The organism is Streptomyces sp. NPDC045022, from assembly GCF_056432605.1.
The window spans coordinates 1-26043 of the sequence record NZ_JBWKIR010000001.1 but is presented as its reverse complement, the minus strand read 5'-3'; the positions used below and the strand labels follow the sequence as shown (position 1 = coordinate 26043).

30 protein-coding genes and 1 pseudogene are annotated in these 26043 nt (G+C 71.6%); 16 read left to right on the top strand and 15 right to left on the bottom strand.

The features are described from left to right. Window positions 1–14: 14 nt before the first annotated feature. From AC07C1_RS00155 to AC07C1_RS00140, 4 genes are all read right to left on the bottom strand, one after another. Window positions 15–635: a DUF305 domain-containing protein gene (locus AC07C1_RS00155; protein WP_478935861.1), complete on the bottom strand. Its 621-nt coding sequence runs from the start codon at window positions 633–635 to the stop codon at window positions 15–17. A gap of 96 nt (window positions 636–731) precedes the next feature. Further along, the gene (locus AC07C1_RS00150; RefSeq protein WP_478935860.1) at window positions 732–1133 is read right to left on the bottom strand and encodes a DUF6153 family protein; all 402 of its coding nucleotides are present in this window, start codon (window positions 1131–1133) and stop codon (window positions 732–734) included. Between the two features lie 204 nt (window positions 1134–1337). Next, window positions 1338–1631: a putative quinol monooxygenase gene (locus AC07C1_RS00145; protein WP_478935858.1), complete on the bottom strand. Its 294-nt coding sequence runs from the start codon at window positions 1629–1631 to the stop codon at window positions 1338–1340. Then, a complete protein-coding gene (locus AC07C1_RS00140) occupies window positions 1628–2620 on the bottom strand; it encodes a carbohydrate kinase family protein (RefSeq protein ID WP_478935857.1) in 993 nt (330 codons plus the stop codon). The genes AC07C1_RS00145 and AC07C1_RS00140 overlap by 4 nt, the downstream gene beginning before the upstream one ends. Before the next feature lie 245 nt (window positions 2621–2865). On the opposite strand from AC07C1_RS00140, the gene AC07C1_RS00135 reads away from it, so the two are divergent. The 6 genes from AC07C1_RS00135 to AC07C1_RS00110 all read left to right on the top strand — a co-directional run bounded on the left by AC07C1_RS00135 (window position 2866) and on the right by AC07C1_RS00110 (window position 9141). After that, window positions 2866–3882 carry a substrate-binding domain-containing protein gene (locus AC07C1_RS00135; RefSeq protein ID WP_478935856.1) on the top strand — a complete coding sequence of 339 codons (1017 nt, stop codon included), beginning with the start codon at window positions 2866–2868 and terminating at the stop codon, window positions 3880–3882. A 154-nt stretch (window positions 3883–4036) separates the two neighbouring features. Further along, window positions 4037–5035 (top strand): ABC transporter permease, encoded by a 999-nt coding sequence (locus AC07C1_RS00130; RefSeq protein WP_478935855.1) that lies wholly within the window; start codon window positions 4037–4039, stop codon window positions 5033–5035. Beyond that, the gene (locus tag AC07C1_RS00125; protein WP_478935854.1) at window positions 5032–5868 is read left to right on the top strand and encodes an ATP-binding cassette domain-containing protein; all 837 of its coding nucleotides are present in this window, start codon (window positions 5032–5034) and stop codon (window positions 5866–5868) included. Before AC07C1_RS00130 ends, AC07C1_RS00125 begins: the two co-directional genes overlap by 4 nt. Before the next feature lie 74 nt (window positions 5869–5942). Then, window positions 5943–6965, top strand: coding sequence for a LacI family DNA-binding transcriptional regulator (locus AC07C1_RS00120; protein ID WP_478935853.1), 1023 nt, complete (start codon window positions 5943–5945; stop codon window positions 6963–6965). Window positions 6966–7328: 363 nt separating this feature from the next. Continuing rightward, window positions 7329–8054 (top strand): lysophospholipid acyltransferase family protein, encoded by a 726-nt coding sequence (locus tag AC07C1_RS00115; protein WP_478935851.1) that lies wholly within the window; start codon window positions 7329–7331, stop codon window positions 8052–8054. 73 nt (window positions 8055–8127) lie between these two features. Next, complete coding sequence (locus AC07C1_RS00110) at window positions 8128–9141, top strand: NAD-dependent epimerase/dehydratase family protein (RefSeq protein WP_478936552.1); 1014 nt, start codon at window positions 8128–8130, stop codon at window positions 9139–9141. Window positions 9142–9190: 49 nt separating this feature from the next. On the opposite strand, the gene AC07C1_RS00105 is transcribed toward AC07C1_RS00110, so the two are convergent. From AC07C1_RS00105 to AC07C1_RS00070, 8 genes are all read right to left on the bottom strand, one after another. Further along, on the bottom strand, window positions 9191–10786 hold the full coding sequence (locus AC07C1_RS00105; protein WP_478935849.1) for an alpha/beta hydrolase: 1596 nt from the start codon (window positions 10784–10786) through the stop codon (window positions 9191–9193). Window positions 10787–10924: 138 nt separating this feature from the next. After that, window positions 10925–11686 carry an urease accessory protein UreD gene (locus AC07C1_RS00100; RefSeq protein WP_478935847.1) on the bottom strand — a complete coding sequence of 254 codons (762 nt, stop codon included), beginning with the start codon at window positions 11684–11686 and terminating at the stop codon, window positions 10925–10927. After that, window positions 11683–12360, bottom strand: coding sequence for an urease accessory protein UreG (gene ureG / locus AC07C1_RS00095; protein ID WP_478935846.1), 678 nt, complete (start codon window positions 12358–12360; stop codon window positions 11683–11685). Before ureG ends, AC07C1_RS00100 begins: the two co-directional genes overlap by 4 nt. 60 nt (window positions 12361–12420) lie before the next feature. Continuing rightward, a complete protein-coding gene (locus AC07C1_RS00090) occupies window positions 12421–13095 on the bottom strand; it encodes an urease accessory protein UreF (RefSeq protein ID WP_478935844.1) in 675 nt (224 codons plus the stop codon). Then, window positions 13095–14816: an urease subunit alpha gene (locus tag AC07C1_RS00085; protein ID WP_478935843.1), complete on the bottom strand. Its 1722-nt coding sequence runs from the start codon at window positions 14814–14816 to the stop codon at window positions 13095–13097. The genes AC07C1_RS00090 and AC07C1_RS00085 overlap by 1 nt, the downstream gene beginning before the upstream one ends. Further along, complete coding sequence (locus AC07C1_RS00080) at window positions 14809–15120, bottom strand: urease subunit beta (RefSeq protein WP_478935842.1); 312 nt, start codon at window positions 15118–15120, stop codon at window positions 14809–14811. Before AC07C1_RS00080 ends, AC07C1_RS00085 begins: the two co-directional genes overlap by 8 nt. Before the next feature lie 10 nt (window positions 15121–15130). Next, a complete protein-coding gene (locus AC07C1_RS00075) occupies window positions 15131–15433 on the bottom strand; it encodes an urease subunit gamma (RefSeq protein ID WP_030339960.1) in 303 nt (100 codons plus the stop codon). Between the two features lie 228 nt (window positions 15434–15661). Beyond that, window positions 15662–15937, bottom strand: a complete 276-nt coding sequence (locus AC07C1_RS00070) for a type II toxin-antitoxin system Phd/YefM family antitoxin (protein ID WP_478935841.1) — start codon at window positions 15935–15937, stop codon at window positions 15662–15664. Window positions 15938–16025: 88 nt separating this feature from the next. Between AC07C1_RS00070 and AC07C1_RS00065 the strand changes: the two genes are divergently transcribed. The 3 genes from AC07C1_RS00065 to AC07C1_RS00055 all read left to right on the top strand — a co-directional run bounded on the left by AC07C1_RS00065 (window position 16026) and on the right by AC07C1_RS00055 (window position 18026). Next, complete coding sequence (locus tag AC07C1_RS00065) at window positions 16026–16661, top strand: ATP-dependent Clp protease proteolytic subunit (protein WP_478935840.1); 636 nt, start codon at window positions 16026–16028, stop codon at window positions 16659–16661. Between the two features lie 7 nt (window positions 16662–16668). Further along, a complete protein-coding gene (locus AC07C1_RS00060) occupies window positions 16669–16977 on the top strand; it encodes a hypothetical protein (RefSeq protein ID WP_478936551.1) in 309 nt (102 codons plus the stop codon). Window positions 16978–17552: 575 nt separating this feature from the next. Continuing rightward, window positions 17553–18026 (top strand): C40 family peptidase, encoded by a 474-nt coding sequence (locus AC07C1_RS00055; protein WP_478935839.1) that lies wholly within the window; start codon window positions 17553–17555, stop codon window positions 18024–18026. A gap of 7 nt (window positions 18027–18033) precedes the next feature. Here AC07C1_RS00055 and AC07C1_RS00050 read toward each other — a convergent pair. Beyond that, window positions 18034–18174 (bottom strand): annotated as a pseudogene (locus AC07C1_RS00050) (LysE family translocator); the annotation flags it as partial. A gap of 356 nt (window positions 18175–18530) precedes the next feature. Between AC07C1_RS00050 and AC07C1_RS00045 the strand changes: the two are divergent. After that, window positions 18531–18767 carry a LysR substrate-binding domain-containing protein gene (locus tag AC07C1_RS00045; RefSeq protein ID WP_478935838.1) on the top strand — a complete coding sequence of 79 codons (237 nt, stop codon included), beginning with the start codon at window positions 18531–18533 and terminating at the stop codon, window positions 18765–18767. Window positions 18768–18780: 13 nt separating this feature from the next. On the opposite strand, the gene AC07C1_RS00040 is transcribed toward AC07C1_RS00045, so the two are convergent. Further along, a complete protein-coding gene (locus AC07C1_RS00040) occupies window positions 18781–19239 on the bottom strand; it encodes an ATP-binding protein (protein ID WP_478935837.1) in 459 nt (152 codons plus the stop codon). 213 nt (window positions 19240–19452) lie between these two features. Here AC07C1_RS00040 and AC07C1_RS00035 point away from each other — a divergent pair, with 213 nt between their 5' ends. Both AC07C1_RS00035 and AC07C1_RS00030 read left to right on the top strand, forming a co-directional pair. Then, window positions 19453–20313: a helix-turn-helix domain-containing protein gene (locus AC07C1_RS00035; RefSeq protein ID WP_478935836.1), complete on the top strand. Its 861-nt coding sequence runs from the start codon at window positions 19453–19455 to the stop codon at window positions 20311–20313. A gap of 9 nt (window positions 20314–20322) precedes the next feature. Next, a complete protein-coding gene (locus AC07C1_RS00030) occupies window positions 20323–20547 on the top strand; it encodes a DUF397 domain-containing protein (protein ID WP_478935834.1) in 225 nt (74 codons plus the stop codon). A 73-nt stretch (window positions 20548–20620) separates the two neighbouring features. On the opposite strand, the gene AC07C1_RS00025 is transcribed toward AC07C1_RS00030, so the two are convergent. Further along, window positions 20621–21748 carry an 8-amino-7-oxononanoate synthase gene (locus AC07C1_RS00025; protein ID WP_478935833.1) on the bottom strand — a complete coding sequence of 376 codons (1128 nt, stop codon included), beginning with the start codon at window positions 21746–21748 and terminating at the stop codon, window positions 20621–20623. Between the two features lie 147 nt (window positions 21749–21895). Here AC07C1_RS00025 and bioB point away from each other — a divergent pair, with 147 nt between their 5' ends. From bioB to AC07C1_RS00005, 4 genes are all read left to right on the top strand, one after another. Beyond that, the gene (gene bioB, locus AC07C1_RS00020; protein WP_478935832.1) at window positions 21896–23128 is read left to right on the top strand and encodes a biotin synthase BioB; all 1233 of its coding nucleotides are present in this window, start codon (window positions 21896–21898) and stop codon (window positions 23126–23128) included. Then, complete coding sequence (locus tag AC07C1_RS00015; RefSeq protein ID WP_478935831.1) at window positions 23121–24410, top strand: adenosylmethionine--8-amino-7-oxononanoate transaminase; 1290 nt, start codon at window positions 23121–23123, stop codon at window positions 24408–24410. Before bioB ends, AC07C1_RS00015 begins: the two co-directional genes overlap by 8 nt. Before the next feature lies 1 nt (window position 24411). Next, complete coding sequence (bioD, locus tag AC07C1_RS00010; RefSeq protein WP_478935829.1) at window positions 24412–25128, top strand: dethiobiotin synthase; 717 nt, start codon at window positions 24412–24414, stop codon at window positions 25126–25128. 228 nt (window positions 25129–25356) lie between these two features. After that, window positions 25357–25965 carry a class I SAM-dependent methyltransferase gene (locus AC07C1_RS00005; RefSeq protein ID WP_478935828.1) on the top strand — a complete coding sequence of 203 codons (609 nt, stop codon included), beginning with the start codon at window positions 25357–25359 and terminating at the stop codon, window positions 25963–25965. The last annotated feature ends 78 nt before the right edge of the window (window positions 25966–26043 follow it).

The window sequence follows — 26043 nt, the reverse complement described above, 5'->3', positions numbered from 1 at the left end:
CCCCGCTCGCGTCGTCAGCTGGTGCCGAGGAGCTGCTTCATCTCCTTGATCTCGGCGTTCTGCGCGGTGACGATATCGCCCGCCATGCGCTTGGCAGGTCCGTACGCGCCCTTGTCCCGCTCCGTGCGGGCCATGTCGACGGCGCCCTGGTGGTGTTCGACCATCAGGGACAGGAACGTGGTGTCGAATTCCTTGCCGGTGGCCTTCTTCAGGGCCGCCATGTCACCGTCGCTCATCATCCCGGACATGCCGGCGTGACCCGAGTGGTCCATGCCGGCCATGGGGAGCTGCTCGCCCCATGCCTTGAGCCAGCCGGTCATGGTGCTGATCTCGGGGTCCTGCGCCTTCTCGATGCGGGTGGCGAGGTCCTTCACCCGGGCCGAGGAGGCCCGGTCGGCGGCGAGCCGCGCCATCTCCAGGGCCTGCCGGTGGTGCGGGACCATGCCCTGCGCGAAGGCGACGTCCTGGGCGTTGTGGGCGGTGGCCGTGGCGTCGGCGGTGGGGGACGCGCTCGGGGCGGCGGGCGCGTGGCTGCCATGGCTGTCCTTGTCGCCTCCGCAGGCGGCGAGGAGGAGGGCGGCGGCGGCGGTGGCCGCGACGAGGGCGGCACGGCGCGTTGAGGTACGGGTGGTCATGCTTCGGGCTCCTGCTGGTCTCGGTTGATTTCGGGCACGCGTGGGCACGGCTGCGGACGTTCCGCCGAAAGGGGCTGTCCGGGGCCGTGGCGGCCTCTAGATCCGCAGGAGCTGGAGTTCGGCCAGGGAGGGCGGGGCGCGGGCGCCCTCCGGCGCCGTGGCCGTACGGGAGCGTGCGAGGTGCGCCGGTACGGGGACGGCGACGGGGTCCGGGAACAGGGCGGGCGGCTGCGGGCCGCCGTTCACCGCGCCCGACGCGCAGGTCGGGTCGGCGTGGTGCGGCTGGTGGCCGCCGCAGTGACCGTCGCCACCGGGACAGTCGTCGTACATGGCGACGGCGACGGCCCTGTGCGCGGAGCGGGTGTGCTCCGGGTGTCCCATGCCTCCGCCGGGCGCGAGGGCGTGCATGCCCAGCAGCCCGGCCAGCACCGTCAGCACGAGCAGCGCGCGGTGCCGCCGCTGGGGCGGTCGCGGGGCGTGCCGTGGGGTGCTGAGCATGGGGGACATCGTACGAGAACGGGTGTCGCCGACCGTCCGGGGCTCACCGTCCGGACGGCCGGGACGGCCCGGGCGCCCTCGTCGGGGATCCGGCGCGCGGGCGCCGGGCGCGCTCATGCCCGCGACGCCCCGGTGAACCGGCCACAGGTAGGACCGGGCCCTCGGGAGCGGGTCCGGTCGATGTCGGTCACCGGAGCGGGGACGTCAGGTCACCGGATCGAGGAAGGTCAGCACCGAGGCATCCTCCTCGATCAGTGGGGCGAGTGCCCCGTTGAACGGGCCGCCGTACGGGGCCTTCAGGTGGGCTTGGAACGCGTCCTCGTCCCGGTACACCTCGAAGATCCAGTAGGCGCGCGGGTGGGACGCCTTGCTGTAGACGTCGAAGGCGAGGTTGCCGTCCTCCTCACGCACCTTCTTGGCGTAGTCCAGGATGAGACGGGCGACCTCGTCCTCCGCTCCCTCGCGGGCGGTGAACTCGGCGAGCAGGGTCTTGCTCACGATGTGATCTCCTCCGTGGTCGGGGTCAGTCGCGGCAGGAGTTCCTGTGCCGCGGCCAACTGCCTCTGCAATGGCGGGTTGGGGCCGGCAACCGAGCAGGTCAGGGCCGCGACCCGAGTGGCGAACCGGCATGCTTCCGCGACAGCGTCGAGGTCGAGGCCGGTCAGTCGGCCACCGAGAAGGCCGCGGGCACCGAGGTGGTGCAGCAGCCCGGCGGTGAAGGAGTCCCCCGCGCCGACCGTGTCGACGACCCGCGTGGCCACAGCCGGCACGTGCAGACGCTCGCCGTCGAGCGAGGCCAGAGCACCGTCGGCGCCAAGCGTGATCACGACGAGCCGCGCCCCTGCGGCGTGCCAGTTGTCGCACGCCTGCTCGGGCGGCGTACCCGGCAGGAGAAGCTCCAGGTCGTCCTGGCTCAGCCGGAGGATGTCGGCGAGGCGGCACCAGTGCGCCAGCCCTTCCCGGTAGGCGTCGACGCCGACCAGCAGCGGCCGGACGTTGGGATCGATGCTGATGGTGGCGCGCGGTGCGGCCGCCGCCAGGAACTCCTCCACCACCGCCCCGCCGGGTTCACGGACCAGCGCCAGGGAACCGGTGTGCACACAGGCCGACACAGACAGATCCACCCGCGCCAGTTCCTCTGAAGTCCACTGCCAGTCGGCCGTGTTCTGCGCGTGGAACGAGAACGCAGCCTGCCCCTGGGCGTCCAGCTCCGCCACGGCCAGCGTGCTGGGCTCGGCGGCCGCGACGGCGTACGACAGGTCCACGCCGGACGCTTCGAGGTGGGCCCGGAACAGGCGCCCGAAGACGTCGGCGGACAGGCGCGCCAGGAAGCGGGCCGGGGTGCCCAGCCGGGCCAGAGCCACCGCCGTATTCGCCGGCCCGCCGCCTGGCAGCACCCGAAGCGTGAGTTCGTCCAAGGCACTTGCGGGTTCGGTGAAGGCGTCGGCGACGCACTCTCCCAGGACGGTGATCTGGCGCGGGCTCATGGGCTGCTCTTCTCTCGAGAAGTACGGGTGCAGAGGGCGCGTCGCGGCACAGCCGCTGATCAGCTACGCGGGCCGGCAGTCACGGACGTTGCCGATTCGTGACGAGTGGAAGGCATTGACGTTGCCGGGATTCGGAGTCCATCATCCTCGCCAGGCGGTGTCAACGTTGACATAAGTCAACGATGACACGACCGGGCGGCTTGTTTCTGAACACCGTGCCGCTCGCTATCCCACAGGAGTCGATCATGCCTCGCACCACTCGTCTGTCCTCCTCCCTGCTCAGAGCCGCCGCGGTCACAGGCGTCGCGGCCCTCACGCTGACGGCCTGCGGCTCCGGCTCCGGATCGGGCTCCTCGGGCTCCGGCCCGGGCAGCATCAAGGTCGGACTGATCACCAAGACGGACACCAACCCGTTCTTCGTGAAGATGAAGGAGGGCGCGGAGAAGGCCGCCAAGACGGACGGCGTCCAACTGATGACCGCCGCGGGCAAGTTCGACGGTGACAACGCCGGTCAGGTCACCGCCATCGAGAACATGGTGGCCGCCGGGGTGAAGGGCATCCTCATCACCCCGAGCGACTCCAAGGCGATCGTGCCCGCGGTCCAGAAGGCCCGCGCCAAGGGGGTCCTGGTCATCGCCCTGGACACCCCGACCGAACCGCAGAGCGCGGTCGACGCCCTCTTCGCCACCGACAACCTCAACGCCGGCGAGCTGATCGGCGAGTACGCGAAGGCCGCCATGAAGGGCAAGACGGCGAAGATAGCCACCCTCGACCTCGCGCCGGGCGTCTCCGTGGGCGTGCAGCGGCACAACGGGTTCCTGAAGGGTTTCGGCGCCACCGACAAGGACGTCGCCTGCGCCCAGGACACCGGCGGCGACCAGGCCAAGGGCCAGACGGCGATGGAGAACTGCCTCCAGAAGGACCCCGGCATCAACCTCGTCTACACGATCAACGAGCCGGCCGCCCTGGGCGCGTACACCGCACTGAAGGCCAAGGGCCGGGAGAAGGACGTCCTGATCGTCTCGGTCGACGGCGGCTGCACCGGTACCCAGGCGGTCAAGGACGGGAAGATCGCCGCGACTTCACAGCAGTACCCGCTGAAGATGGCCGCCGAGGGCGTCAAGGCCGTGGTGACGTACGCCAAGAAAGGCAAGAAGGCGTCCGGTTACACCGACACGGGCGTCAACCTGATCACCGCCAAGGCGCAGGCCGGAGTCACGTCCAAGGAGACCGCGTTCGGCCTGCAGAACTGCTGGGGCTGAGCCGCCCCCCAGGACCGTACGACTCCGCCTCTCCCCCTCAGCGGGGCGGCCGGCCCCTCCTCCCCGACCAGGGACGGCCGCCCCCTCGTCTCCTTGTCCTCCGACTCTGCTACGAGGACGGACAAGCACATCTGTCTTCCGACAAGGACTCCGTATGACAGCCACGACCACAACGCCGTACGCCGGGCTCAAAGCGCCGACCACGGCCCGCAGACTGCTCACGGCGCCAACCACCGGCCCGTTGGTCGCCCTCCTCCTGGCCTGTGCCTTCTTCTCGCTCTCGACCGACCAGTTCCTCACGGGCGGCAACTTTTCGCTCATCGTGCAGCAGGTCATGGTCGTCGGCACCCTCGCCATCGGCCAGACACTGATCATCCTCACCGCGGGCATCGACCTGTCGTGCGGGGCCGTGATGGCCTTCGGCAGCATCATGATGGCCAGGATGGCGGCCGAGGGAACCCTGCCCCCGCTCCTCGCCGTCGCGCTGGGCCTGGCGGTCTGCGGCGGCTTCGGCCTGCTCAACGGGCTGCTGGTGCAGAAGATCCCGCTGCCCCCGTTCATCGTCACCCTCGGCATGCTCAACGTGGCCTTCGCGCTGACCCACATCTACTCCGGGGAGCAGACCGTCACCAGCCTGCCCGGGCCACTGACGGCCCTCGGGCAGACCTTCCCGCTCGGCCACACCGACATCACCTACGGCTCCCTTGTCACCATCGTCCTGTTCCTTCTCCTCGCGTACGCGCTGAGCAGCACCGGTTGGGGCCGGCACGTCTACGCCCTGGGCAACAGCCAGGAGGCGGCGCGACTCAACGGCATCCGCACCTCCCGCCTGACCATCGGCATCTACACCGTGGCCGGACTGCTGTACGGCATCGCAGCCCTGCTGCTCATCTCGCGCACCGGAGTCGGCGACCCGCAGGCGGGCCAGACCGAGAACCTCGACAGCATCACCGCCGTGGTCCTCGGCGGCACCAGCCTCTTCGGCGGACGCGGATCGGTCCTGGGCACCTTCATCGGCGTCCTCATCGTCGGCGTCTTCCGCAACGGCCTGCAGCTGATGGGCGTCGCCTCCATCTACCAGACCCTGATCACCGGCGTCCTGGTGATCCTCGCGGTGACCGTCGACCAGATCTCCCGGAAGAGGGCCCGATGACCGCCACCACTTCCCCCACTCCTGTCCTGCAGGCCCGCGGTCTGGTCAAGCGCTATGGCCACGTCACCGCCATCGACGGCGCCGACTTCGACCTGCTGCCCGGCGAGGTGCTCGCCGTCATCGGCGACAACGGAGCCGGCAAGACCAGCCTGATCAAGGCCCTTACCGGGGCTCTGGTACCGGACGCGGGCGAGATACGCCTGAACGGGGAGCCCATCACCTTCTCCAGCCCGCAGAGCGCACGCGCCCATGGCATCGAGACGGTGTACCAGGACCTCGCCGTGGCGGCCTCCATGGACATCGCCTCGAACATGTTCCTCGGGCGCGAGCTGCGCCGCCCGGGCGTCCTCGGCAACGTCTTCCGCATGCTCGACAAGAAGCGCATGCGTCAGGAGGCCGCCGAACACATGGCCGACCTGAAGATCGGGCTGCGTTCGCTGTCGCAGGCGGTGGAGACGCTCTCCGGTGGGCAGCGGCAGGCCGTGGCGGTGGCCCGCTCCGTCGCCTGGGCACGCAGTGTCGTCGTCATGGACGAACCCACCGCGGCCCTCGGAGTCAAGGAGTCCGGTCAGGTGCTGGACCTCATCCGCCGCGTCCGCGACAAGGGTATGCCGGTCGTGTTGATCAGCCACAACATGCCCCATGTCTTCGAGATCGCCGACCGGATCCACGTCCACCGGCTGGGTCGGCGGGCCGCTCTGATCAAGCCGTCGGACTACTCCATGGCGGAGGTCGTCGCCATCATGACCGGCGCCCTCACCCTGGACGAAGCCGGAGGTACTGTCGTCGCGGATTCGGATGCCGCGAAGGCCGCCGGAGTCCAGGCCACCTGACAACACAACCCAGCTCTCGCAGTTTCCGGCCGAGGCCGCGGCCGGAACCGACGAGCACAGGAGATGTTTCCCCCATGGCAGCGAACCGCCGCCCCACCCTGGCCGACGTCGCCCGCGAAGTGGGCGTCAGCGCCAAGACGGTCTCCCGCGTCCTCAACGAGGACGGCCCCGTCTCGGCGGAGACCAGGGAGCAGGTTCTCGCCGCAGTGGCCAAGCTCGGCTTCCAGCCGAACCTCATGGCACGCAACATCCGCGTCGGCGGCCCGGACACCACCGTCGGCCTGGTCATTCCCGACCTGGGCAACCCCTTCTTCGGAGCCGTGGCCCGCGCCATCGAGGACACGGTCCGCGATCGCGGCCTGACCCTGCTCATGGGCTCCTCCGCAGACGACGCCCACCGGGAACGCGCGCTGACGGACAAGTTCCTCGCCCGACGTGTGAGCATCCTGATCGTCGTGCCGTCCGTCGGTGCCGACCACTCCCATCTCAAGCCACACCGCACGGCGGGGCTGCCCGTGGTCTTCCTCGACCGACCCGGAGTCGGCCTGGCCACGGACAGCATCGTCAGCTCCAACCGAGCAGGCGCCCACGACGGCGTCGCCCACCTCATCGCCCACGGGCACCGGCGCATCGGCTTCCTCGGCGACCTGCCCACAAAGCTCTACACCCGCCGCGAACGTTTCGCCGGATATCGCGAGGCCCTGCGGGAAGCGGACCTCCCCTACGACCGCTCGCTCGTCGTCGGCGCGCACGACCAGCAGGGGGCCGAGGCCGCGGCGTCGAAGCTGCTCGACCTGGCCGATCCCCCCACCGCCCTGTTCGCCGGCAACAACATCATGGCGCTCGGAATCGTCGCCGAGCTCGCCCGCAGCAAGCGCAAGGACGTGGCCCTCGTCGCCTTCGACGACGTATCGCTCGCCGAGGCGCTGGAACCGGCCCTGACCGTCGTGGCCCAGGATCCCGAGGAAATCGGCCGCTCTGCCGCCGCCACCGCCCTGGCCCGCCTCGACGGCGACCGCTCGCGGGCCCGCACGATCACCGTCCCGACCCGCCTGATCGTCCGAGGCTCCGGAGAGCAACCCGCGCCCGAGCAGTAGGCGGCTCGCCCCTGTCGCCCGAAGAGCCGGGACCACGCTCAGGTGGCCTCAGCAGGCTCGGGTGGTAAGCGAGCACAGTTGGGATCGCCGCGGCAGAGGAGCGACAGCCGTGAAGCCGGCGTCGGGTGCGGCACCGTGCAGGTAGCCGTTGCGATCCTGGGGCGCCCCGAACAGCGGCCGCCGCTCTCCGGCTGCCCAGGTGCGGCGTCCACGCCTGACTAACCGTCGGTACGGGGTCAGCATGAGACCGGCTGAACGTGGCTACAGATGACCACAGTGCGCATCAGTCCGTTTCCGTGGTCCTTACCCTGCCCCGGGGAAAAGCCGGTCCCGCGGGGAAGCTGGTTACGTGAGGAGCGAGCCGTGTTCTACTACCTGCTCAAGTACGTGCTGCTGGGCCCCCTGCTCAGACTGTTCTTCCGGCCCCGGATCGAAGGCCTCGACAACGTTCCCGCCGAGGGTCCCGCGATCGTCGCCGGCAACCATCTGTCCTTCTCCGACCACTTCCTGATGCCGGCGATGCTGAAGCGACGCATCACCTTCCTCGCCAAGGCGGAGTACTTCACCGGAGGGGGCGTCAAGGGACGGCTCACCGCGTTCTTCTTCCGCAGCGCCGGGCAGATCCCGGTGGACCGCTCCGGCAAGGAAGCGGGGCAGGACGCGATCCGCGAGGGCCTCGGGGTGCTGGGCAAGGGCGAGTTGCTGGGCATCTATCCGGAGGGCACCCGCTCGCATGACGGCCGGCTGTACAAAGGCAAGGTGGGCGTCGCCGTGATGGCGTTGAAGGCGGGGGTGCCGGTCGTGCCCTGCGCGATGATCGGGACGTTCGAGGCGCAGCCGCCCGGCAGGAAGCTCCCGCGGATCCACCCGGTCACCATCCGCTTCGGCAAGGCACTCGACTTCTCCCGCTACGCCGGGATGGAGAGCGAGAAGGCGGTCCTGCGGGCCGTCACCGACGAGATCATCTACGCGATCCTGACACTGTCCGAGCAGGAGTACGTCGACGAGTACGCGGCCGTCGTCAAGGAACGGCAGGCGGCGGAGAAGGTCGGGAAGGGGCGCAGGTTCCCGCGGGCACCCCTCGGGTGACCTCCTCTGCCGGCAGCAGAACACCGTGGCGGGGGCACCCCGGTGGCCGTACGGTCGCGGCATGAAGCGTGCTGTGGTGATCGGAGCGACCGGGCAGATCGGGCGTCCGGCGGTGAACGCGCTGGCGCGGGACGGCTGGGAGGTGACGGCCGCCTCGCACGGCGGGGGCCGGGACGAGAGCTGGCCCGCGGAGGTGCGGGCGGTGCGGCTCGACCGGGAGGACGGGCGGGCCCTGGCGGAGGTGGTGGGCGACGGATGTGACGTGCTGGTCGACATCGTCGCCTACGGACCGGAACACGCCCGGCAGTTGACCTCTCTCGCCGACCGGGTCGGATCGGCCGTCGTGGTCTCCAGTGTGTCGGTGTACGAGGACGGCAAGGGCCGCGGCTTCGACACCCAGGACCAGCCGGACGGCTTCCCCGAGTACCCGGTGCCCGTGCCGGAGACCCAGCCGACAGTGGCCCCCGGCGAGGCCACGTACAGCACCCGCAAGGTCGCTCTGGAGCGTGCGCTCCTCGCCGCGGGCGACCGGTTCCCGGCCACCCTGCTGCGGGCGGGCGCGGTCCACGGGCCGTACTGCCGCAGCCCGCGCGAGCTGTACTTCGTCAAGCGGAACCTGGACGGGCGGGGCAGGCGCGTGCTCGCCTACCGCGGCGAGAGCCGTTTCCATCCGGCGAGTGCGCACAACATCGCGGAACTGATCCGCCTGGCGGCCGCGCGCCCCGGCTCGCGGGTCCTGAACGCCTGCGACGCCGAGGCGCCCACGGTCGCCGGGATCGCCGCGGCGATCGACGCCGTGATGGGCGTGGAGAACGAGACGGTGCTGGTCGACGGCCCTCCCCCGGCACCCCGGGTGGGCGAGACCCCGTGGTCGGTGCCGCACCCGGTCGTCGTCGACATGTCGGCGGCGGAGCGCGAGCTGGGCTACCGCCCGGTGGTCCGGTACGCCGAGTCACTGCCGGAGACCGTCGCGTGGATCGAACGGCAGCTTGCCGGAGGGGACTGGCGGGCGGCGTACCCGAAGATGGTCCGGGCCTACGGCGACCTGTTCGACTACGCGGCGGAGGACGCCTGGCTGCGGGCATGAGCGAGGGGCGGCCGGAAGTCCGGCCGCCCCTCGTCGCCGTACCGGAGGGTTACGGCTGGGGTGTGGCGTGCGGGCCGCAGGTCACGTCCTTGCCGTCCAGCTCGCCGTCGAGCAGGTAGGCGTCGACGCGCTGGTTGATGCAGGGGTTGACCAGGCCGGTCACGCCGTGAGAGCCCGCGTCCTTCTCGGTGATCAGGCGGGAGCCCTTGAAGCGCTTGTGCAGTTCGACGGCGCCGTCGTACGGGGTGGCGGCGTCCCGGGTGGACTGCACGATCAGCACCTTCGGCAGGCCCTTGTGGGTCTTGACCTCGACCGGGGTCCGCTGCTTGGCCGGCCAGGTGGCGCACGGCAGGTTCATCCAGGCGTTGGCCCAGGTCATGAACGGGTAGTTCGTGTTGAGCCGGGTGTTGTCCCGGTCCCACTTGCGCCAGCTGGTGGGCCACTTGGCGTCGGTGCACTCGACGGCCGTGTAGACCGCGTTGCTGTTCTCCGCCGCCGCGTTGCCCGCGGTGTCCGTGAGGTCCGGGGTGGCCGCGTCGATGAGCGGCTGGGGGTCACCGGCGTAGTACTTGCTGAAGGCCGCAGCGACCGGCACCCACGAGGAGTCGTAGTACGGCGCGCTCTGGAAGAAGGAGATCAGCTCGGCCGGGCCGGCGACTCCGCCGATGGGGTTCTTCTTGGCGGTGGCGCGCAGCTGGAGCCACTTGGCCTGGACGGCGGCGCGGGTGGTGCCGAGGTGGAAGGCGGCGTCGTTCGCGGCGACCCAGTCCTCCCAGTCCTTCCAGCGGCCCTCGAAGGCGACGTCCTGGTCCAGGTTGGCCTGGTACCAGATCTTCTCCCGCGAGGGGTTGACCACGCTGTCGACGATCATGCGGCGCAGGTGGCCCGGGAAGAGGGTGCCGTAGACGGCGCCGAGGTAGGTGCCGTAGGAGACGCCGAGGTAGTTGAGCTTCTTCTCGCCCAGCGCGGCGCGGATGACGTCGAGGTCGCGGGCGGTGTTCGGCGTGGTCATGTGCGGCAGCATCGCGCCGCTGCGCTCGGCGCATCCTTCCGCGTACTCACGGGCCAGCTTGCGCTGCGCGCTCTTGTCGGCCTCGGTGTCGGGCACCGGGTCGGCCTTGGGCGCCTTGACGAACTCCTGCGGGTCGACGCAGGAGATGGGCGCCGAGTGGCCGACGCCGCGCGGGTCGAAGCCGACGAAGTCGTAGGCCTTGGCGACGTTCGCCCAGATGGCGTTCTTGGTGGTGACCCGGCGCGGGAAGCGCAGGCCGGAGCCGCCGGGGCCGCCCGGGTTGTAGATGAGCGCGCCCTGACGCTCCTTCTTGGTACCGGTGTTGCCGATGCGGTCCACGGCGAGCTTGATCTGCTTGCCGTAGGGGTGGGCGTAGTCGAGCGGCACGCTGACCCAGCCGCACTGGATGGGCTTCTCCAGCCCCCAGTCGGCCGGGCAGTCCTGCCAGTGGATGCCGGCCTTGGCGGCCCGGGCGGCGGCTGTCGCGGCGCCCTTGGCCTCCCGGTCCTGGCCGTACCGGCTGTCGGCGCCGGCCGCGGGCGCGGCCAGCGCGCCGGCGATCAGGGTGGCGGTGACGAGTGCTCCGGCCGAACCGAGCGCCAGCAGACGGCTCTTCGGTCTGTTCTCCCTCAAGGGGGCCCCTCCCCGTATTTCGCTGCGAGTGGTCAGGCGGGGATCCTCTCGGCTGTGAGCTGTCCGGGAACAGGGGGCGCCACCCTTCTTTACCAATCCGATAACCGGACGATCATGTCCCGCTGAACGGGGCGAGGTTCACCGGCCGAGCAGTGCCAGCGCCTCGTCCAGCAGCCGCCGAAGCCGCAACGCGTCGGGGGCCACCGCGCTGACCAGGACGGCGGGCCCGGCGAGCGGCATCAGTGCGGCACACTCCCCCAGCATCCGGGCGGCAGCCGGTTGCTCGGCGAACTCGGGCCGAGCGACGACCAGTTGGCCCACAGCACGGTGACCGGCCAGCACGGCGGGACCGTCCCAGCCCCCTGGCGCGCCGGGTCCGCAGGCCAGCGCCTGGTCCAGCACGGTCCGTCCGGCGACCCGTACGGTCATCCGGCTGGTGAGCCGCCCGGGTTCCTCCCCGGTCCGCCCGAGCACCTGCTCCTCGCGCAGCACGAGCCGCGCCCCGGCACCGAGTTCGGCCCGCGTGGTGACGTACAGGTCGCTGCCGCCGGCCGAGATCAACTGCTCCGGCAGCCAGTGCAGTTCGGCGCCGTCGGCCACGTCGAGCCGTACGTCGTAGCGGGCCTCGCCCTTGGCCTGGCCCGGCAGCGCGATGGTGGCGGCGGCCGAGCCGACGTGCAGCCGAGCACCTTCCTCCACCCGCGCGGCCAGCGTGAAGCGGTCGCCGCCGAGCGGGCCGCTCATCGCGCCGACGACCATGACCTTCGCCTCGGCGCCGGTCGCCCGGGTGCGGCGCAGTGCCAGCGGCCCCTCGCCGTCCAGCACGGGCAGCGCCGTACCGCCGCGTCCGTCGGCGCGGGCGACGATCCGCGCGCCGGCCCGGACGCCGGTGGCCGTCATGCCGTCCACGCGGCGAGCCGCTGACGCACCCACGCGGCCACGTCGGCGACCCCGGTGCCGCCGCGCAACGACTGGAAGACGACCGGGAGTTCCGCTCGCTGCGCCTTGGCGTCGGCGGCCATCCGGGCGAGGTCGGAGCCGACGTACGGGGCGAGGTCGGTCTTGTTGACGACGAGCAGGTCGGCGGTGGTGACGCCGGGCCCGCCCTTGCGTGGGATGTCGTCGCCGCCGGCCACGTCGATCACGAAGATCTGCGCGTCCACGAGCCCTCTCGAGAAGGTCGCGGTCAGGTTGTCGCCGCCGGACTCGACGAGGATCAGGTCCAGCGGGCCGACCGCGTCCTCCAGGTCCTCGACGGCTTCGAGGTTGGCGGAGATGTCGTCCCGGATCGCGGTGTGCGGGCAGGCGCCGGTCTCCACGGCGGTGATCCGCTCGGGCGGCAGGACGGCCTCCCGGAGCAGGAACTCGGCGTCCTCACGGGTGTAGATGTCGTTGGTGACGACCGCGAGGGACAGGTGTTCGCGCAGCGCCCGGCAGAGCGCGGCGACGGTGGCGGTCTTGCCCGATCCGACCGGCCCGCCGAGGCCGATGCGCAGGGCCCGCCGGTTTCCGTCGGGCCGGTGGGCGTCCGCGCTGAGGGCGGCGGGACCGGGGTGGGTGTGGTCGAGGTGCATGTACGGCTCCGGTATCGAGAACTTCGCGTCCGACCGGGTCGGACGGGTGGGTGGGCGTATCTACGACGCGAACAGCCGCACGGGCCAGGCCGCATGCCACTCGGCACCGACCTCGAGCAGGGGCCCCGACGCGGCGGGCAGGGCGTCGGCTCCCCCATCGAGCGTTCCGCGGGCCGCCTCGACCGCCGCATCCGCCACCCGGTCCAGCTCCGGCGCCAGCCGGGCCAGTACGCCGGTCGCGTCGAACGGGTCGAGGCTGAGCAGGCGGACCGTGGCCGTGGCCGGCCCGCTCACACTCTCGTACACCGCGCAGTAGGCCGCGTCCTCGGGCCCCAGCCCGGCCGCCCGGGCGGCGAGGCCGAGGACGACCGGCTGGTGCACTCCCTTGGGGAATTCCCGTGCCACGACGTCGAGTTCGGCCGAAGGCCAGCTCGCCCGTGCCGCCCGCATCAGCTGCCGCCCGAGCCGGCGCGCGGCGGCCCGCAGTGCGGGCGATGGCGTACGGGCATCCGCCGCCGCGTCCAACTCGCGCGGGTCGAAGCCGAGTACGGCCGCCGCCGCCAGCGCCGCCGCGACCAGACCGGTGGTGTGCAACCGGCCCCGGCAGAAGTCCTCCAGGCTCGCGGCGGACGTGATGCGGCCCGCCTTGACGGCGGCCTCCGCCCCGCCGGAGTGCGCGTGCCCTCCGGCGGGGAAACGGCCGTCGGCCAGGACGAGCAGTGCTGCCCTGGACATCAGAAGAGGAAGTAACGCTGGGCCATGGGCAGTTCGGCGGCCGGAGCCGCCTCCACCAGCTCGCCGTCGATGTGCACGGCGAAGCTGTCGGGGTCGATCCGGACGTCCGGCCGGGCGTCGTTCTCCCGCATGTCGGCCTTGGTGACCGCGCGCGTCGACTCGATCGCCACGAACCGCTTGCCCAGCCGCAGCCGCTCCGGCAGCCCGTCCTCGATCGCCGCGTGTGCCACGAAGTTGACGGAGTTGGCGGCCGGGGCCCGGCCGATCGCACCGTACATGGGGCGGGGCAGGATCGGCTGCGGGGTGGGGATGGAGGCGTTGGCGTCGCCCATCTGCGCGTACGCGATCTGCCCGCCCTTGATGACGAGGAGCGGTTTGACCCCGAAGAACGCGGGCTCCCACAGCACCAGGTCGGCCAGCTTGCCGGGCTCGACGGAGCCGGTCTCGGCGGCGAGGCCCTGGGCGAGCGCCGGGTTGATCGTGTACTTGGCGACATAGCGCCGTACCCGGTGGTTGTCCGCCCGGCCGTCGCCCGGCAGTGCCCCGCGGCGGCGTTTCATCACATGGGCCGTCTGCCAGGTGCGCAGGACGACCTCCCCGACGCGGCCCATGGCCTGGGAGTCGGAGGAGATGATCGAGATCGCGCCGAGGTCGTGGAGGATGTCCTCCGCGCCGATGGTGGACGGCCGGATGCGGGACTCGGCGAACGCGAGGTCCTCCGGGACCGCCGGGTTGAGGTGGTGGCACACCATCAGCATGTCGAGGTGTTCCTCGGCGGTGTTGACGGTGAACGGCCGGGTCGGATTGGTGGAGCTGGGCAGCACGTTCGGTTGGGCGACCACGGTCATGATGTCCGGCGCGTGCCCGCCGCCCGCACCCTCGGTGTGGTACGAGTGGATGCCCCGGCCCGCGATCGCGGCGAGGGTGTCGCCGACGAACCCCGCCTCGTTGAGGGTGTCCGTGTGGATGGCGACCTGGATGCCGGTGCGGTCGGCGACGGTGAGCGCGGCGTCGATGACGGCCGGGGTGGAGCCCCAGTCCTCGTGCAGCTTGAGGCCCACGGCGCCGCCGCGGATCTGGGAGAGCATCGCCTCGTGCGAGACGGTGTTGCCCTTGCCGAGGAGGCCGACGTTGACCGGGTAGGCCTCCATCGCCTCCAGCATGCGGGCCAGGTGCCAGGGGCCGGGCGTCACGGTGGTCGCCTTGGATCCTTCGGCGGGGCCGGTGCCGCCGCCGACCAGGGTGGTGATGCCGGAGGCCAACGCCTCGTCGGCGACCTGGGGGCAGATGAAGTGGACGTGCGCGTCGATGGCGCCGGCGGTGAGGATCCGCCCGTTGCCCGCGACGATCTCGGTTTCCGGTCCGATGACCAGGTCGGGGTGGACGCCGTCCATGGTGTCGGGGTTGCCGGCCTTGCCGAGGGCGGTGATCCGGCCGTCGCGGATGCCGACGTCGGCCTTGACGATGCCCCAGTGGTCGACGATGACGACACCGGTGATCACGGTGTCGGGGGTGCCCTCGGCCCGGGTGGCCCGGGACTGGCCCATGGACTCGCGGATGACCTTGCCGCCGCCGAAGACGGCCTCGTCGCCGGAGGCCCCGGGGCCGCCGGAGCGGTCCTCCTCGATCTCGATCAGCAGATCGGTGTCGGCGAGCCGGATACGGTCACCGGTGGTCGGGCCGAACAGGTCGGCGTAGGCGGCGCGGGAGATCTCAGGCATCGAGAGCGCCTCCGGTCTCTGCGCGCAGGCCCGGCACGATCCGGGCGCCGGCGAGGGGCACGAGTTCGACGTCGGCGGGGATGCCGGGCTCGAAGCGGACTGCGGTACCGGCGGCGACGTTCAGCCGCTTGCCGCGTGCGGCGGCGCGGTCGAACCGCAGGCCGGGGTTGGCCTCGGCGAAGTGGTAGTGGGAGCCGACCTGGACGGGCCGGTCGGCGGCGTTGAGGACGGTCAGGCGGGTGACCTCGCGGTCCTCGTTGCACAGGACGGGGTCGTCAGCGAACAGGATCTCTCCGGGAATCATCGCGGGCCCCTCAGATGATCGGCTCGTGGACGGTGACGAGCTTGGTGCCGTCCGGGAAGGTGGCCTCCACCTGGACGTCGTGGATCATCTCCGGGACCCCGTCCATGACGTCGTCCCTGGTGAGGATCTTGCGACCGGAGGACATCAGTTCGGCGACGGTACGGCCGTCCCGGGCGCCCTCGAGGATGTGCGACGTGATGAGGGCGACCGCTTCCGGGTGGTTGAGCCTCAGCCCGCGGGCCCTGCGCTTCTCGGCCACGTCGGCCGCCACATGGATCAGCAGCCTCTCCTGCTCGTGCGGGGTCAGTTGCACGTCCCACCTCACCGTCCTTGCTCCGGACCGTGCGGGGTCCGGTTGCCGCAGCCACCGCGACGGGGATAGGTGTAACACGCAGACAAATCCCCGGGATCATCGTCAACCCGGGCAGAAATAACCCCTGGTGGCATGGATCGGCAGGCTAGAACGCCGGAGTTTCAGCGACGTTAACCAGACCTTGATCCACTCATGACCGTGCGATGGCCGCCCGCATACCGGACCGGCTCACGACGCGCCGGGCCCGCGATGCTCGGCCGCGATCCCGAACCGGCGCTGTTCATTGGCGGAACCGGTCTCACGGACCCCCGACACCGTGCTGACGATCTGCTCCTCGGCCGGCTCGTCGAGCGCGTCGAGCCGCTCCAGATCGGCGGCGGAGACCAGCGCGACCAGAGGCTTGCCGTGCCGCGTCACGACGACGCGCTCACCGCCGTACACCACCCGGTTGATCAGGTCGGCGAGCTCAGCCCTGGCTTGGGTCACCGGAATCTCGTAGGCCATGCCCCCATCATAACGTCACGTACGTCCTGTACATTTTTTACAGAAGTCGAGCCCCACAGGGGGCCGCGCCTTGAGGAGGGGTATGTCCATGTCCCGACCGTCCGCCCGTCATGTCCTGCCCGAGTTCACCGAGCGCACGGGGACGGGTGCGCGCACGCTCGATCCCTACGGGAGGCTCTTCGAGGACCGGGTCGTCTTCCTGGGGACGCCGGTCGACGACGCCGCGGCGAACGACGTCACGGCGCAGTTCATGTACCTCGAACACGCGGCCCCCGACCGGGACATCACGCTCTACATCAACTCGCCGGGCGGCTCGTTCGACGCGCTTACGGCGATCTACGACACGATGCGGTACGTCGGTTGCGACGTGGCGACGTACTGCCTGGGACAGGCCGTGTCCGTCGCCGCGGTGCTGCTCGCGGCCGGCACCCCGGGCAAGCGGTTCACGCTCCCGGGCGCACGCATGGTGCTCGAACAGCCCGCACTCCCCGAGCCGGTGCGCGGCCAGCCCAGTGACCTGGTGATCCAGGCCGACGAGTTGGCCCGCGCCCGCGCGCTGACGGAACAGATGCTCGTACGGCACACGGGGCGCACGGCGGAGCAGGTGCACCGGGACCTGGAGCGGGACTTGGTCCTGGACGCGCCCGGAGCGCTGGCCTACGGCCTGGTGGACGGCGTCGTGCCCAGCCGCCGGACCATGTCGGGCGCCCCGGATGGCGGGTGAGCCCGGGATGCTGCCGCCGGAACTGCCGCCGCTGCCCGCGCTGACGCGCGCCGAGGGTGAGTTGATCGACCGATACCTGGAGGCGGTCGACCTGCTCGGCAGGATCAACCCGGCCCGGGACGGGGACACCTACCGCGGGCTGCGCGCGGCGCAGGCTCTGGTGCGCAAGGCGGCGGAGTTGCGCGACGCCCTCGTGCTGATGCATCAGCGGGGCGAGACGGAGCTGCACGGGGACACGCTGGCACGGGCCTTGCGGGTGCTGGACGGTGAACGCCGTACTGCGCGCGTCGTGCTCCCGCCCGACTGCGTCGGCTGACCGGGACACGCGTCCGGCCCGGCACGGGCCACGGCGTCGACGCGTCGTTCGGGCCGTAGTTGAAACGGCCCGAACGGCGTACCGCCGACCGGTGTACATCCAGATCGATTTCCGGGCCTCCCGACTTGCGCGCGAGGACCGTCCATGGCGCACCAAGAGGCATTCCGCCCCAGGTCCGGGGCTACGCCCGGGACCTGACGGCGCCTCGAACACAGCACTGTCCACCCGAACGGGTGAGTGGTGAGTAACGCCACAAAACCCCGGTTTCATTGGGATTTTCGGACAGCGGTGAGTGAAGATCCCTGACTGACGACAAGCCCCCGCCACAGCGGCGGGGCGATCCGGGCGGACGCCGAGTCCTGCCGCCGCCCGGATGCCCGGTCGACAGGAGTGGATCGGCAGGAGTGGAGGACCCAGGCAAGGCGGGTCGCCGGTACGGATGTTCGTCTGCTCGTCGCAGACGGCCGGACGTTCCGAGCAGCCCTTGGGGTGAAGCCGCGGCAACGCGGCCGGGCAACTTCGCCAGCCCGAATCCGACAGGTCATCCTTCACAGGCGGCTGACGAAGGGTTGCGCATGACTGCGCTCAATCGCGTCCCGTCACTGATGGCCCGGGCCGGCACGGCCTCGGCACTCACCCTCGCCGCCGTGGGCGGCTCGATCGCGGTACCGGGTCTCGCCACCGACGCCTCGGCCGCGGCCACGGCCACGAAAGCACTGCAGATCGCGGCCTCCAAGAAGGGCGCTCCGTACAGCTACGGGGCCACCGGGCCGCGCCGGTTCGACTGCTCTGGGCTGACGCTCTACTCGTTCAAGAAGGCGGGCAAGAAACTGCCGCGCACCGCCGCTCAGCAGTACAACAAGACGCACCACATCTCCGCCCGGAGCCGCAAGGCCGGCGATCTGGTGTTCTTCCACTCGGGTTCCAGCGTCTACCACGTCGGCATCTACGCCGGTCACGGCAAGATCTGGCACGCCCCCAGGACCGGTGACGTGGTGCGGCTCCAGAAGATCTGGACCAAGAGCGTCTGGTACGGCCGGGTCAGCTGACCGGCCCTCAGGGCAGGAGCGGCTCCAGCAGCAGGGCCGCTCCCCGCACCGTCAGCGCCACCCCGGTGCCCGCCTGGAGCCCACGGGCGGCCCGGGGCCGGCGCAGCCATCGGCCGAGCCGGTCCACCAGCAGGGCGACCACCTGGAACGAGCGCGTTGCGGACCACCACGGGGAAGTCGGCGCCGGGATCCACCGGCCGGGGTGACGGCGGTGGCGGCCGGCGAGGTGGATCCGGCGCTGCCCCACACCTACCACCCGGCCGAGCCCGTGCCCGTGCCGTCCGCGGTGTGTCTGGATCCGGTCCTGGAAGAGGAACTGGTGCTGGTGACCGCGCCGGGGCACGCCCTGAGCAGCGCCTCCGCCCGGCTGCCGCTCGCGGAGCCGGCCGGGCAGCCGCTGATCAGCATGGCGCCACAGCATCCGGCCCGGCGGGAGTTTCGAGGCCCTGCCGGCCGGGGCCGGGGCCGCACCGGCGCTGCTGGTGCCGTCCCGGGTACGCCGCGGTGTGCGCGCTCGTCAGCGCCGGGCTCGGGGTGGCCGTCGTACCGGAGATGGTGGCGCGCACCGCGACCACACCGGTCGGCGTGCGCCCCTTGGCCGACGGCCGTCTGCGCCGCACGATCTCGGTGGCCCACCGCACTGCCGAGACCTCTCCGGCCGCGGACGCGTTCCGGGCCCTGCTGCGGGGAGCCTTCGGCCGGGCGGGGCGGAGTACGGGAACCCGGGGTCAGGACCCATGAGGCGGGTCCGGGGTCACGGCTCCTGCTGCCCCGCCGGCGTGACCGGCTCGGCCGGCATCGTCCAGGGCAGTTCGATGGAGACCGTCTTGCCGCCCTCGCGGGTGGGGCGGACGCGGAGTCTGCCGCCGCACTCCGCGGTGAGAAAGCGGATGATGACCATGCCGCGCCCGTTGTCCTGCTGGACGGCGGCGGGCAGTCTCTTGGGGAAGCGGGGATGACTGTCCGTGACACCGATGCGCAGGTGTTCGTCGCGGTCCAGCGCGAGGTCGACCGTGAAGGTGGGTGACTGTCCGAAGGTGTGCTGTACGGCGTTCGTGGCGAGTTCGGAGACGATGAGCCGCACGGTGTCGGCCACCTCGGTGTCCGACGGCAGGCCCCACTCCGCGAGGGTCCCCACCACGTAGGTGCGGGCAGCGGAGACCGAGGCGGGATCGCTCGGCAGAGTGACGGATGCTTCCAGATGGTCTGCCATGGCGACGTCGTCCCTTTCCCACGGGGCCGCAGTCCGACATGGAGCGGAAGGTTCGAGTACGGTCCCGGACTGGTGCTTCGTCGCCAGACTGCCATCACCGGGCCGGTCACGGGGAGCGATCCACCAAGATGTGCATATATCTGTCGCTCGATGCGGTGAACTCTGCGACGCGAGACCGTGTTGGGGCGGCCCGGAAGGAGTAGGGAGCAGCCCATGCAGAACGGGCCGGCGGTGCGCCGTCGCAAACTGGGCGCCGAACTGCGCACGCTGCGTACCGGAACCGGGCTCACGAGCGGCGAGGCGGCCCAGCTGGTCGGCTGGCACCAGTCGAAGGTGAGCCGCATCGAGACCGGCGCCAGCGGGGTGAAACCGGCCGACCTGCGGTTACTGCTGGACGCCTACGGGGTGCGGGACGGGCACCTGCGCGAGTTGCTGCTGATGCTGGCGGGGTCCGAGGACGCGGGTGGCCAGGACCGCTGGTGGCACGCCTATCGTGGGGTACTGCCCCCCACGTACCGGGATTTCATCAGCCTGGAGTCGCAGGCGAGCGCGATGCGCACCCTGGAGACCACGGTCGTGCCCGGCCTGCTGCAGACGGCCGAGTACGCCCGCGCGGTGACCCGGGCGGCCGTGAAGGATCTGGACGAGGAACGCCTGGACGCGCTGGTCGAGGTGCGGCTGGCCAGGCAGGACGTGCTGCGTTCGAACCCGCCGCTGCGGCTGTGCGCCGTGCTCGACGAGGCGGTGCTGCGGCGTGAGGTCGGCGGTCCCGAGGTGATGGCCCGGCAGCTGGAGCGGCTGCTGGAGGCCGCCCGGCTGCCCCAAGTACGGCTCCAGGTGCTGCCGTACACCGCCGGAGCGCATGTCGGCCTCACCGGACCTTTCGTTATCTTCTCATTTCCGAGCACTTCTGATCTAGATGTGGTTGTTCTCGACCAGTTGACGAGTAGCCTCTACCTCGAACGGAAAGAAGACCTGTTGGCCTACTCCGAGGCCTTCACCACTCTTCAGCTGCACGCCCTTTCACCCCATGACTCGTTGGACTACATCGCCGGAATAGGTGACGGCGCGTAAGGAGGCACCATGTCAGCACTGCCTCGGAACGTCCCTGCCAGTACCGACCTGCACGACGTGCACTGGCTGCGCAGCAGCTACAGCACGGGAGCCAACAACTGTGTGGAGACGGCCCGGCCGCACTCCGGACCCTCGGCCGGACTGCTCGCCGTGCGCGACTCGAAGGCCCCGGCCGGACCCGCGCTGCTCTTCTCCCCGGAGAGCTGGGCGGGGTTCGTGACCGCGCTGCGGTGACCACGCTCCCCTCCCACCCGACCGATCACTGACCAGATCCGGTCAAATCTCGACACGGCCGTGTCACGCCGACTCATGGTCGCGTCTCGCCGATCACATGTACAGCGCGTTCGATCTCGGCCCCGGAGAGGTCCGCACGGGCGGTCAGCCTCAACCGTGAGATGCCGTCGGGCACGGAAGGGGGACGGAAGCAGCCCACGGCCAGCCCCGCCGTACGGCAGTCGGCCGCCCAGCGCACCGCCTGCTCCGGGGACGGAGCCCGCACGGAGACCACCGCGGCGTCCGGACGCACCGCCTCCAGACCCGCGGCGGTCAGCCGTGCGTGCAGCTCCGCGGCCACCTCACGGGCCCGCGCCGCCCGCTGCGGTTCGCGCACGAGCAGCCGCAGCGCGGCCAGGGCGGCCCCGGCCGCCGCCGGAGCCAGACCCGTGTCGAAGATGAACGTCCGGGCCGCGTTGACCAGATGGTCGATCACCCGGGCCGGGCCGAGCACCACACCGCCCTGGCTGCCCAGCGACTTCGACAGAGTGGCCGTGACGACCACGTCGTCGGCGCCCGCCAGCCCGGCCGCGTACGGCGCGCCCCGGCCGCCGTCGCCCAGCACGCCGAGACCGTGGGCGTCGTCCACGACCAGGCCCGCGCCGTGCTCGCGGCACGCCTCGGCCAAGGCGGCCAGCGGTGCCATGTCCCCGTCGACCGAGAAGACCGTGTCGGAGACGACGATCGCCGCTTCCTCGTGCGTGGCCAGGGCCTTGCGCACCGCCTGGGGGTCGGCGTGGCCGACGACCTGGACGTCACCCCGGGCGAGCCGGCAGCCGTCGATGAGCGAGGCGTGGTTGCCCGCGTCGGAGACGATCAGGGAGCCGTGCGGGCCGAGCGCGGTGACCGCGGCCAGGTTGGCGGCGTAACCGGAGGAGAAGACCAGGGCGGCCTCGAAGCCGCAGAAGGCGGCCAGCTCGCGCTCCAGCTCGGTGTGCAGCTCGGTGGTGCCGGTGACCAGCCGGGAGCCGGTGGAGCCGCCACCCCAGGTCCGGGCGGCCCGCGCCGCCCCTTCGGTGATCTCCGGGTGGTGCGCGAGGCCCAGGTAGTCATTGCTCGCCAGGTCCAGCAGCGGCGAGTCGGCGGGGCGCGGGCGCAGGGTACGCACGAGTCCGGCGCGGCGGCGCGCCTCGGCCTGCTCGTCGATCCAGCCGAACGCCATGGGTCCTCCGGTGCTTTTGTAGGTAGCGGACAGACCCTAGCGGCACGGCCGGCCACCCAGGGTGTGGCAATACCCACACGGTGAACGGTCTCCGTTGTGCGATCTCACCTTGGCCCCAAGGCGTCCCGTAGGACAGGATCGGACCTCATGGACCTGCTGAACACGCTGGTGGACAAGGGGCTTCGGCGCGAGCTGCCGACCCGCGAGGAAGCACTCGCCGTTCTGGCCACCTCCGACGACGACCTGCTCGATGTGGTGGCCGCGGCCGGAAAGGTACGCCGCCACTGGTTCGGGCGCCGGGTGAAACTCAACTATCTGGTCAACCTCAAGTCCGGGCTGTGCCCCGAGGACTGCTCCTACTGCTCCCAGCGGCTGGGCTCCAAGGCCGAGATCCTGAAGTACACCTGGCTCAAGCCCGACGAGGCCTCCGAGGCGGCCGCCGCCGGTCTGGCGGGAGGCGCCAAACGCGTCTGCCTGGTCGCCAGTGGGCGCGGCCCGACGGACCGGGACGTGGACCGGGTGTCGGACACCATCAAGGCGATCAAGGAGCAGAACGAGGGCGTCGAGGTGTGCGCCTGCCTCGGTCTGCTCTCCGACGGCCAGGCCGAACGGCTGCGCGAGGCGGGCGCGGACGCCTACAACCACAACCTCAACACGTCCGAGGGAACGTACGGGGACATCACGACCACCCACACGTACGCCGACCGGGTGGACACGGTGCACAAGGCGCACGCGGCCGGTCTGTCCGCCTGCTCCGGTCTGATCGCGGGCATGGGCGAGAGCGACGAGGACCTGGTCGACGTCGTCTACTCGCTGCGCGAACTGGACCCGGACTCGGTGCCGGTGAACTTCCTGATCCCGTTCGAGGGCACCCCGCTCGCCAAGGAATGGAACCTCACCCCGCAGCGCTGCCTGCGCATCCTCGCGATGGTCCGCTTCGTCTGCCCGGACGTGGAGGTCCGCATCGCGGGCGGCCGTGAAGTCCATCTGCGCACGATGCAGCCACTCGCGCTGCACCTGGCCAACTCCATCTTCCTCGGCGACTACCTGACCAGCGAGGGCCAGGCCGGCAAGGCCGACCTGGAGATGATCGCGGACGCCGGGTTCGAGGTGGAGGGCGCCGGGCAGATCACGCTGCCGGAGCACCGGGCCACGGCCGCCGCGGGCGGCGGGTGCGGGTCGCACGAAAGCGCCGGATGCGGGTCTCACGCGGAGGCGGGCTGCGGCTCGCACGCCGAGGCCGGGTGCGGGTCCCACGCCGGTGGCGGGGTGTGCGGTACGGCGGCCGTGCCGTCCGCGTCTGCCGCGCAGGAGGCGCGCCCCGATCTCGTCGCCGTCCGCCGCCGGGGCGCCGGAACGGACCTCGCCCCCAATGCCTGACCTGGCCCCCCTGAGCGTGCCGGAGCTGCTGGAGCTGGACCGGCGGCACGTCTGGCATCCCTACGGGCCGATGCCCGGACGCGTCGAACCGCTCGTCGTGGAGTCGGCGAGCGGGGTCCGGCTGCGGCTCGCGGACGGCTCGGGCGAGCTGGTCGACGGGATGTCGTCGTGGTGGTCGGCCATCCACGGCTACCAGCACCCGGTCCTCGACGAGGCGGCGCGCGAGCAGCTGGGCCGGATGAGCCACGTGATGTTCGGCGGGCTCACGCACGAGCCCGCCGTACGGCTCGCGAAACTCCTTGTCGACATCTCGCCCGACGGCCTGGAGCACGTCTTCCTGACCGACTCGGGGTCGGTGTCGGTCGAGGTCGCCGTGAAGATGTGCCTCCAGTACTGGCGCTCGCTCGGCCGGCCGGGCAAGCGGCGGCTCCTGACCTGGCGTGGCGGGTACCACGGCGACACCTGGAACCCGATGTCGGTGTGCGACCCCGAGGGCGGGATGCACGAGCTGTGGACCGGCGTGCTTCCGCGCCAGGTCTTCGCGGACGCGCCGCCGGCGCAGTTCGAGGAGTCGTACGCGGAGCATCTGCGCGAGCTGATCGCACGGCACGCGGACGAGCTGGCCGCGGTGATCGTGGAGCCGGTGGTCCAGGGCGCGGGCGGCATGCGCTTCCACTCCCCCGCCTATCTGCGGGTGCTGCGCGAGGCGTGTGACGCGCACGACGTACTTCTGGTGTTCGACGAGATCGCCACCGGCTTCGGCCGCACCGGCGCGCTCTTCGCGGCGGACCACGCGGCCGTCACCCCTGACGTGATGTGCGTGGGCAAGGCGCTGACCGGCGGCTATCTGACGATGGCGGCCACCTTGTGCACCGCGCGGGTCGCCGACGGCATCTCGCGGGGCGCCGTGCCGGTGCTCGCGCACGGCCCGACGTTCATGGGCAACCCGCTGGCGGCGGCCGTGGCCTGCGCCTCCCTGGGCCTGCTGCTGGGCCAGGACTGGCTGTCGGAGGTCAAGCGGATCGAGGCCGGGCTGCGCGAGGGGCTGGCGCCGGCCGCGGACCTGCCCGGGGTGCGGGACGTCCGCGTGCTGGGCGCCATCGGGGTCGTCCAGCTCGACCACGAGGTCGACATGGCCGCCGCGACCCGGGCGGCCGTACGGGCGGGCGTGTGGCTGCGCCCCTTCCGCGACCTGATCTACACGATGCCGCCGTACGTCACCTCGGACGAGGACGTGGCACGGATCGCGCGCGCGGTGTGCGCCGCGGCGCGGGAGGGATGAGATGCCGGTACTGGTGATCACGGGGACGGGCACGGAGGTCGGCAAGACCGTCACCACCGCCGCCGTCGCCGCCGCGGCCCTGGCGGCCGGGCGCTCGGTGGCGGTACTGAAGGCCGCCCAGACAGGGGTACGACCGGACGAGCGCGGAGACGCGGACGAGGTCGCACGGCTCGCGGGGCCGGTCACGGCCACCGAACTGGCCCGCTATCCCGAGCCCTTGGCGCCGGGTACGGCGGCCAGGCGGGCGGGCATGGCGCCGGTGCACCCGCACGAGGTGGCCGACCGGGCCGCCAAGCTGGCCACCGAGCACGATCTGGTGCTGGTCGAGGGGGCGGGCGGGCTGCTCGTCCGGTTCGACGCGGCGGGCGGCACGCTGGCCGACACTGCCCGGTTGCTGAACGCGCCGGTACTGGTCGTCGCCCCGGCCGGCCTGGGCACCCTGAACGCCACCGAACTGACGGCCCGCGAACTACGGCGGCGCGACCTGGAGTTGGCGGGTGTGGTGATCGGCAGCTGGCCCGGCGACCCGGACCTCGCCTCGCGCTGCAATGTCGCCGACCTCCCGGAGGTCGCCGACGCCCCGCTGCTCGGCGCGCTGCCCGCCGGGGCCGGGGCACTGCCTCCGGCCGGCTTCCGCGCGGCGGCGCCGAGTTGGCTGGCGCCGCGGCTGGACGGAACCTGGGACGCGGAGGCGTTCCGTGTCCGGGAGGCGCCCTGACACCTGTCCGGCCTGGCGCGGCAGAGCGTGCCAAGGCTTCTGCCGCCCCGGGTGGAAGGCGCCCGCCACCTGTCCGCCGGCCCCGGATCCTGTCGAGGTCACGGGCGACTGACCGGTCCCGGGAGCCCTGTGCCGGCCGCGCAGCCGCCCGACTTCCTCGCGGGAGGCGTTCGGCGGGGCCGTACGGGGGACAATCACCGTAGGTTCGAACGGTGCGGGGAGGCTGCCATGCGGTTGTTGTCGACCGGTTCCGGCACGGTGGCGCGCGGTCCCGTCCACCACCCGCTGTTCGCGCGTTACTACGCCCGGCTCAGCGTCGGTGCCGAGACCCGGCTGGGCATGGCCGGGGTGCGTGAGCGGCTGCTCGCCGGGCTGTCCGGGCGGGTCATCGAGATCGGCGCGGGCAACGGGCTGAACTTCGGGCACTATCCCGGCGCTGTCGCGGAGGTGGTCGCGATCGAACCGGAGCCGCGCTTGCGGCAGTTGGCGCTGGAGTCCGCGCTGCGGGCCCAGGTGCCGGTGGACGTGGCGCCGGGTGCGGCGGAGGCACTGCCCGTCAAGAGCGAGGCCTTCGACGCGGCCGTGCTGTCGCTGGTGCTGTGCAGCGTGCGGGACGTGGCGCGGGCGCTGGGCGAGGTACGGCGGGTGCTCCGGCCGGGTGGCGAGGTGCGGTTCTTCGAGCACGGGCGGGGCGGCGGCCGGGCGATGACGCTGACCCAGCAGGCCCTGGACCGCACCCTGTGGCCCGTGCTGAACGGCGGCTGTCACCTGTCCCGGGACCCGGTCGCCGCCCTGCGCGAGGCGGGGTTCCGGCTAGGCCCAATGCCGGTGACTTAGGTTGTGCCTTGTCGGGTGATGGTCACGGTGTTCCGTGCGGGTGGTGTCCGGTTGCGGTGCTCGGCCCGTTTGAGCGGC

Bases quoted from the DNA above. Each gene is read 5' to 3' on its own strand.
- AC07C1_RS00085 (WP_478935843.1), bottom strand. From the start codon at position 14,816: ATGCCTGAGATCTCCCGCGCCGCCTACGCCGACCTGTTCGGCCCGACC.
- ureG (WP_478935846.1), bottom strand. From the start codon at position 12,360: ATGCACCTCGACCACACCCACCCCGGTCCCGCCGCCCTCAGCGCGGAC.
- AC07C1_RS00130 (WP_478935855.1), top strand. From the start codon at position 4,037: ATGACAGCCACGACCACAACGCCGTACGCCGGGCTCAAAGCGCCGACC.
- AC07C1_RS00035 (WP_478935836.1), top strand. From the start codon at position 19,453: ATGCAGAACGGGCCGGCGGTGCGCCGTCGCAAACTGGGCGCCGAACTG.
- AC07C1_RS00005 (WP_478935828.1), top strand. From the start codon at position 25,357: ATGCGGTTGTTGTCGACCGGTTCCGGCACGGTGGCGCGCGGTCCCGTC.
- AC07C1_RS00120 (WP_478935853.1), top strand. From the start codon at position 5,943: ATGGCAGCGAACCGCCGCCCCACCCTGGCCGACGTCGCCCGCGAAGTG.
- AC07C1_RS00070 (WP_478935841.1), bottom strand. From the start codon at position 15,937: ATGGCCTACGAGATTCCGGTGACCCAAGCCAGGGCTGAGCTCGCCGAC.
- AC07C1_RS00030 (WP_478935834.1), top strand. From the start codon at position 20,323: ATGTCAGCACTGCCTCGGAACGTCCCTGCCAGTACCGACCTGCACGAC.
- bioB (WP_478935832.1), top strand. From the start codon at position 21,896: ATGGACCTGCTGAACACGCTGGTGGACAAGGGGCTTCGGCGCGAGCTG.
- AC07C1_RS00025 (WP_478935833.1), bottom strand. From the start codon at position 21,748: ATGGCGTTCGGCTGGATCGACGAGCAGGCCGAGGCGCGCCGCCGCGCC.
- bioD (WP_478935829.1), top strand. From the start codon at position 24,412: ATGCCGGTACTGGTGATCACGGGGACGGGCACGGAGGTCGGCAAGACC.
- AC07C1_RS00155 (WP_478935861.1), bottom strand. From the start codon at position 635: ATGACCACCCGTACCTCAACGCGCCGTGCCGCCCTCGTCGCGGCCACC.
- AC07C1_RS00135 (WP_478935856.1), top strand. From the start codon at position 2,866: ATGCCTCGCACCACTCGTCTGTCCTCCTCCCTGCTCAGAGCCGCCGCG.
- AC07C1_RS00125 (WP_478935854.1), top strand. From the start codon at position 5,032: ATGACCGCCACCACTTCCCCCACTCCTGTCCTGCAGGCCCGCGGTCTG.
- AC07C1_RS00100 (WP_478935847.1), bottom strand. From the start codon at position 11,686: ATGACGGCCACCGGCGTCCGGGCCGGCGCGCGGATCGTCGCCCGCGCC.
- AC07C1_RS00055 (WP_478935839.1), top strand. From the start codon at position 17,553: ATGACTGCGCTCAATCGCGTCCCGTCACTGATGGCCCGGGCCGGCACG.
- AC07C1_RS00150 (WP_478935860.1), bottom strand. From the start codon at position 1,133: ATGCTCAGCACCCCACGGCACGCCCCGCGACCGCCCCAGCGGCGGCAC.
- AC07C1_RS00015 (WP_478935831.1), top strand. From the start codon at position 23,121: ATGCCTGACCTGGCCCCCCTGAGCGTGCCGGAGCTGCTGGAGCTGGAC.
- AC07C1_RS00040 (WP_478935837.1), bottom strand. From the start codon at position 19,239: ATGGCAGACCATCTGGAAGCATCCGTCACTCTGCCGAGCGATCCCGCC.
- AC07C1_RS00140 (WP_478935857.1), bottom strand. From the start codon at position 2,620: ATGAGCCCGCGCCAGATCACCGTCCTGGGAGAGTGCGTCGCCGACGCC.
- AC07C1_RS00060 (WP_478936551.1), top strand. From the start codon at position 16,669: ATGCTGCCGCCGGAACTGCCGCCGCTGCCCGCGCTGACGCGCGCCGAG.
- AC07C1_RS00090 (WP_478935844.1), bottom strand. From the start codon at position 13,095: ATGTCCAGGGCAGCACTGCTCGTCCTGGCCGACGGCCGTTTCCCCGCC.
- AC07C1_RS00080 (WP_478935842.1), bottom strand. From the start codon at position 15,120: ATGATTCCCGGAGAGATCCTGTTCGCTGACGACCCCGTCCTGTGCAAC.
- AC07C1_RS00065 (WP_478935840.1), top strand. From the start codon at position 16,026: ATGTCCCGACCGTCCGCCCGTCATGTCCTGCCCGAGTTCACCGAGCGC.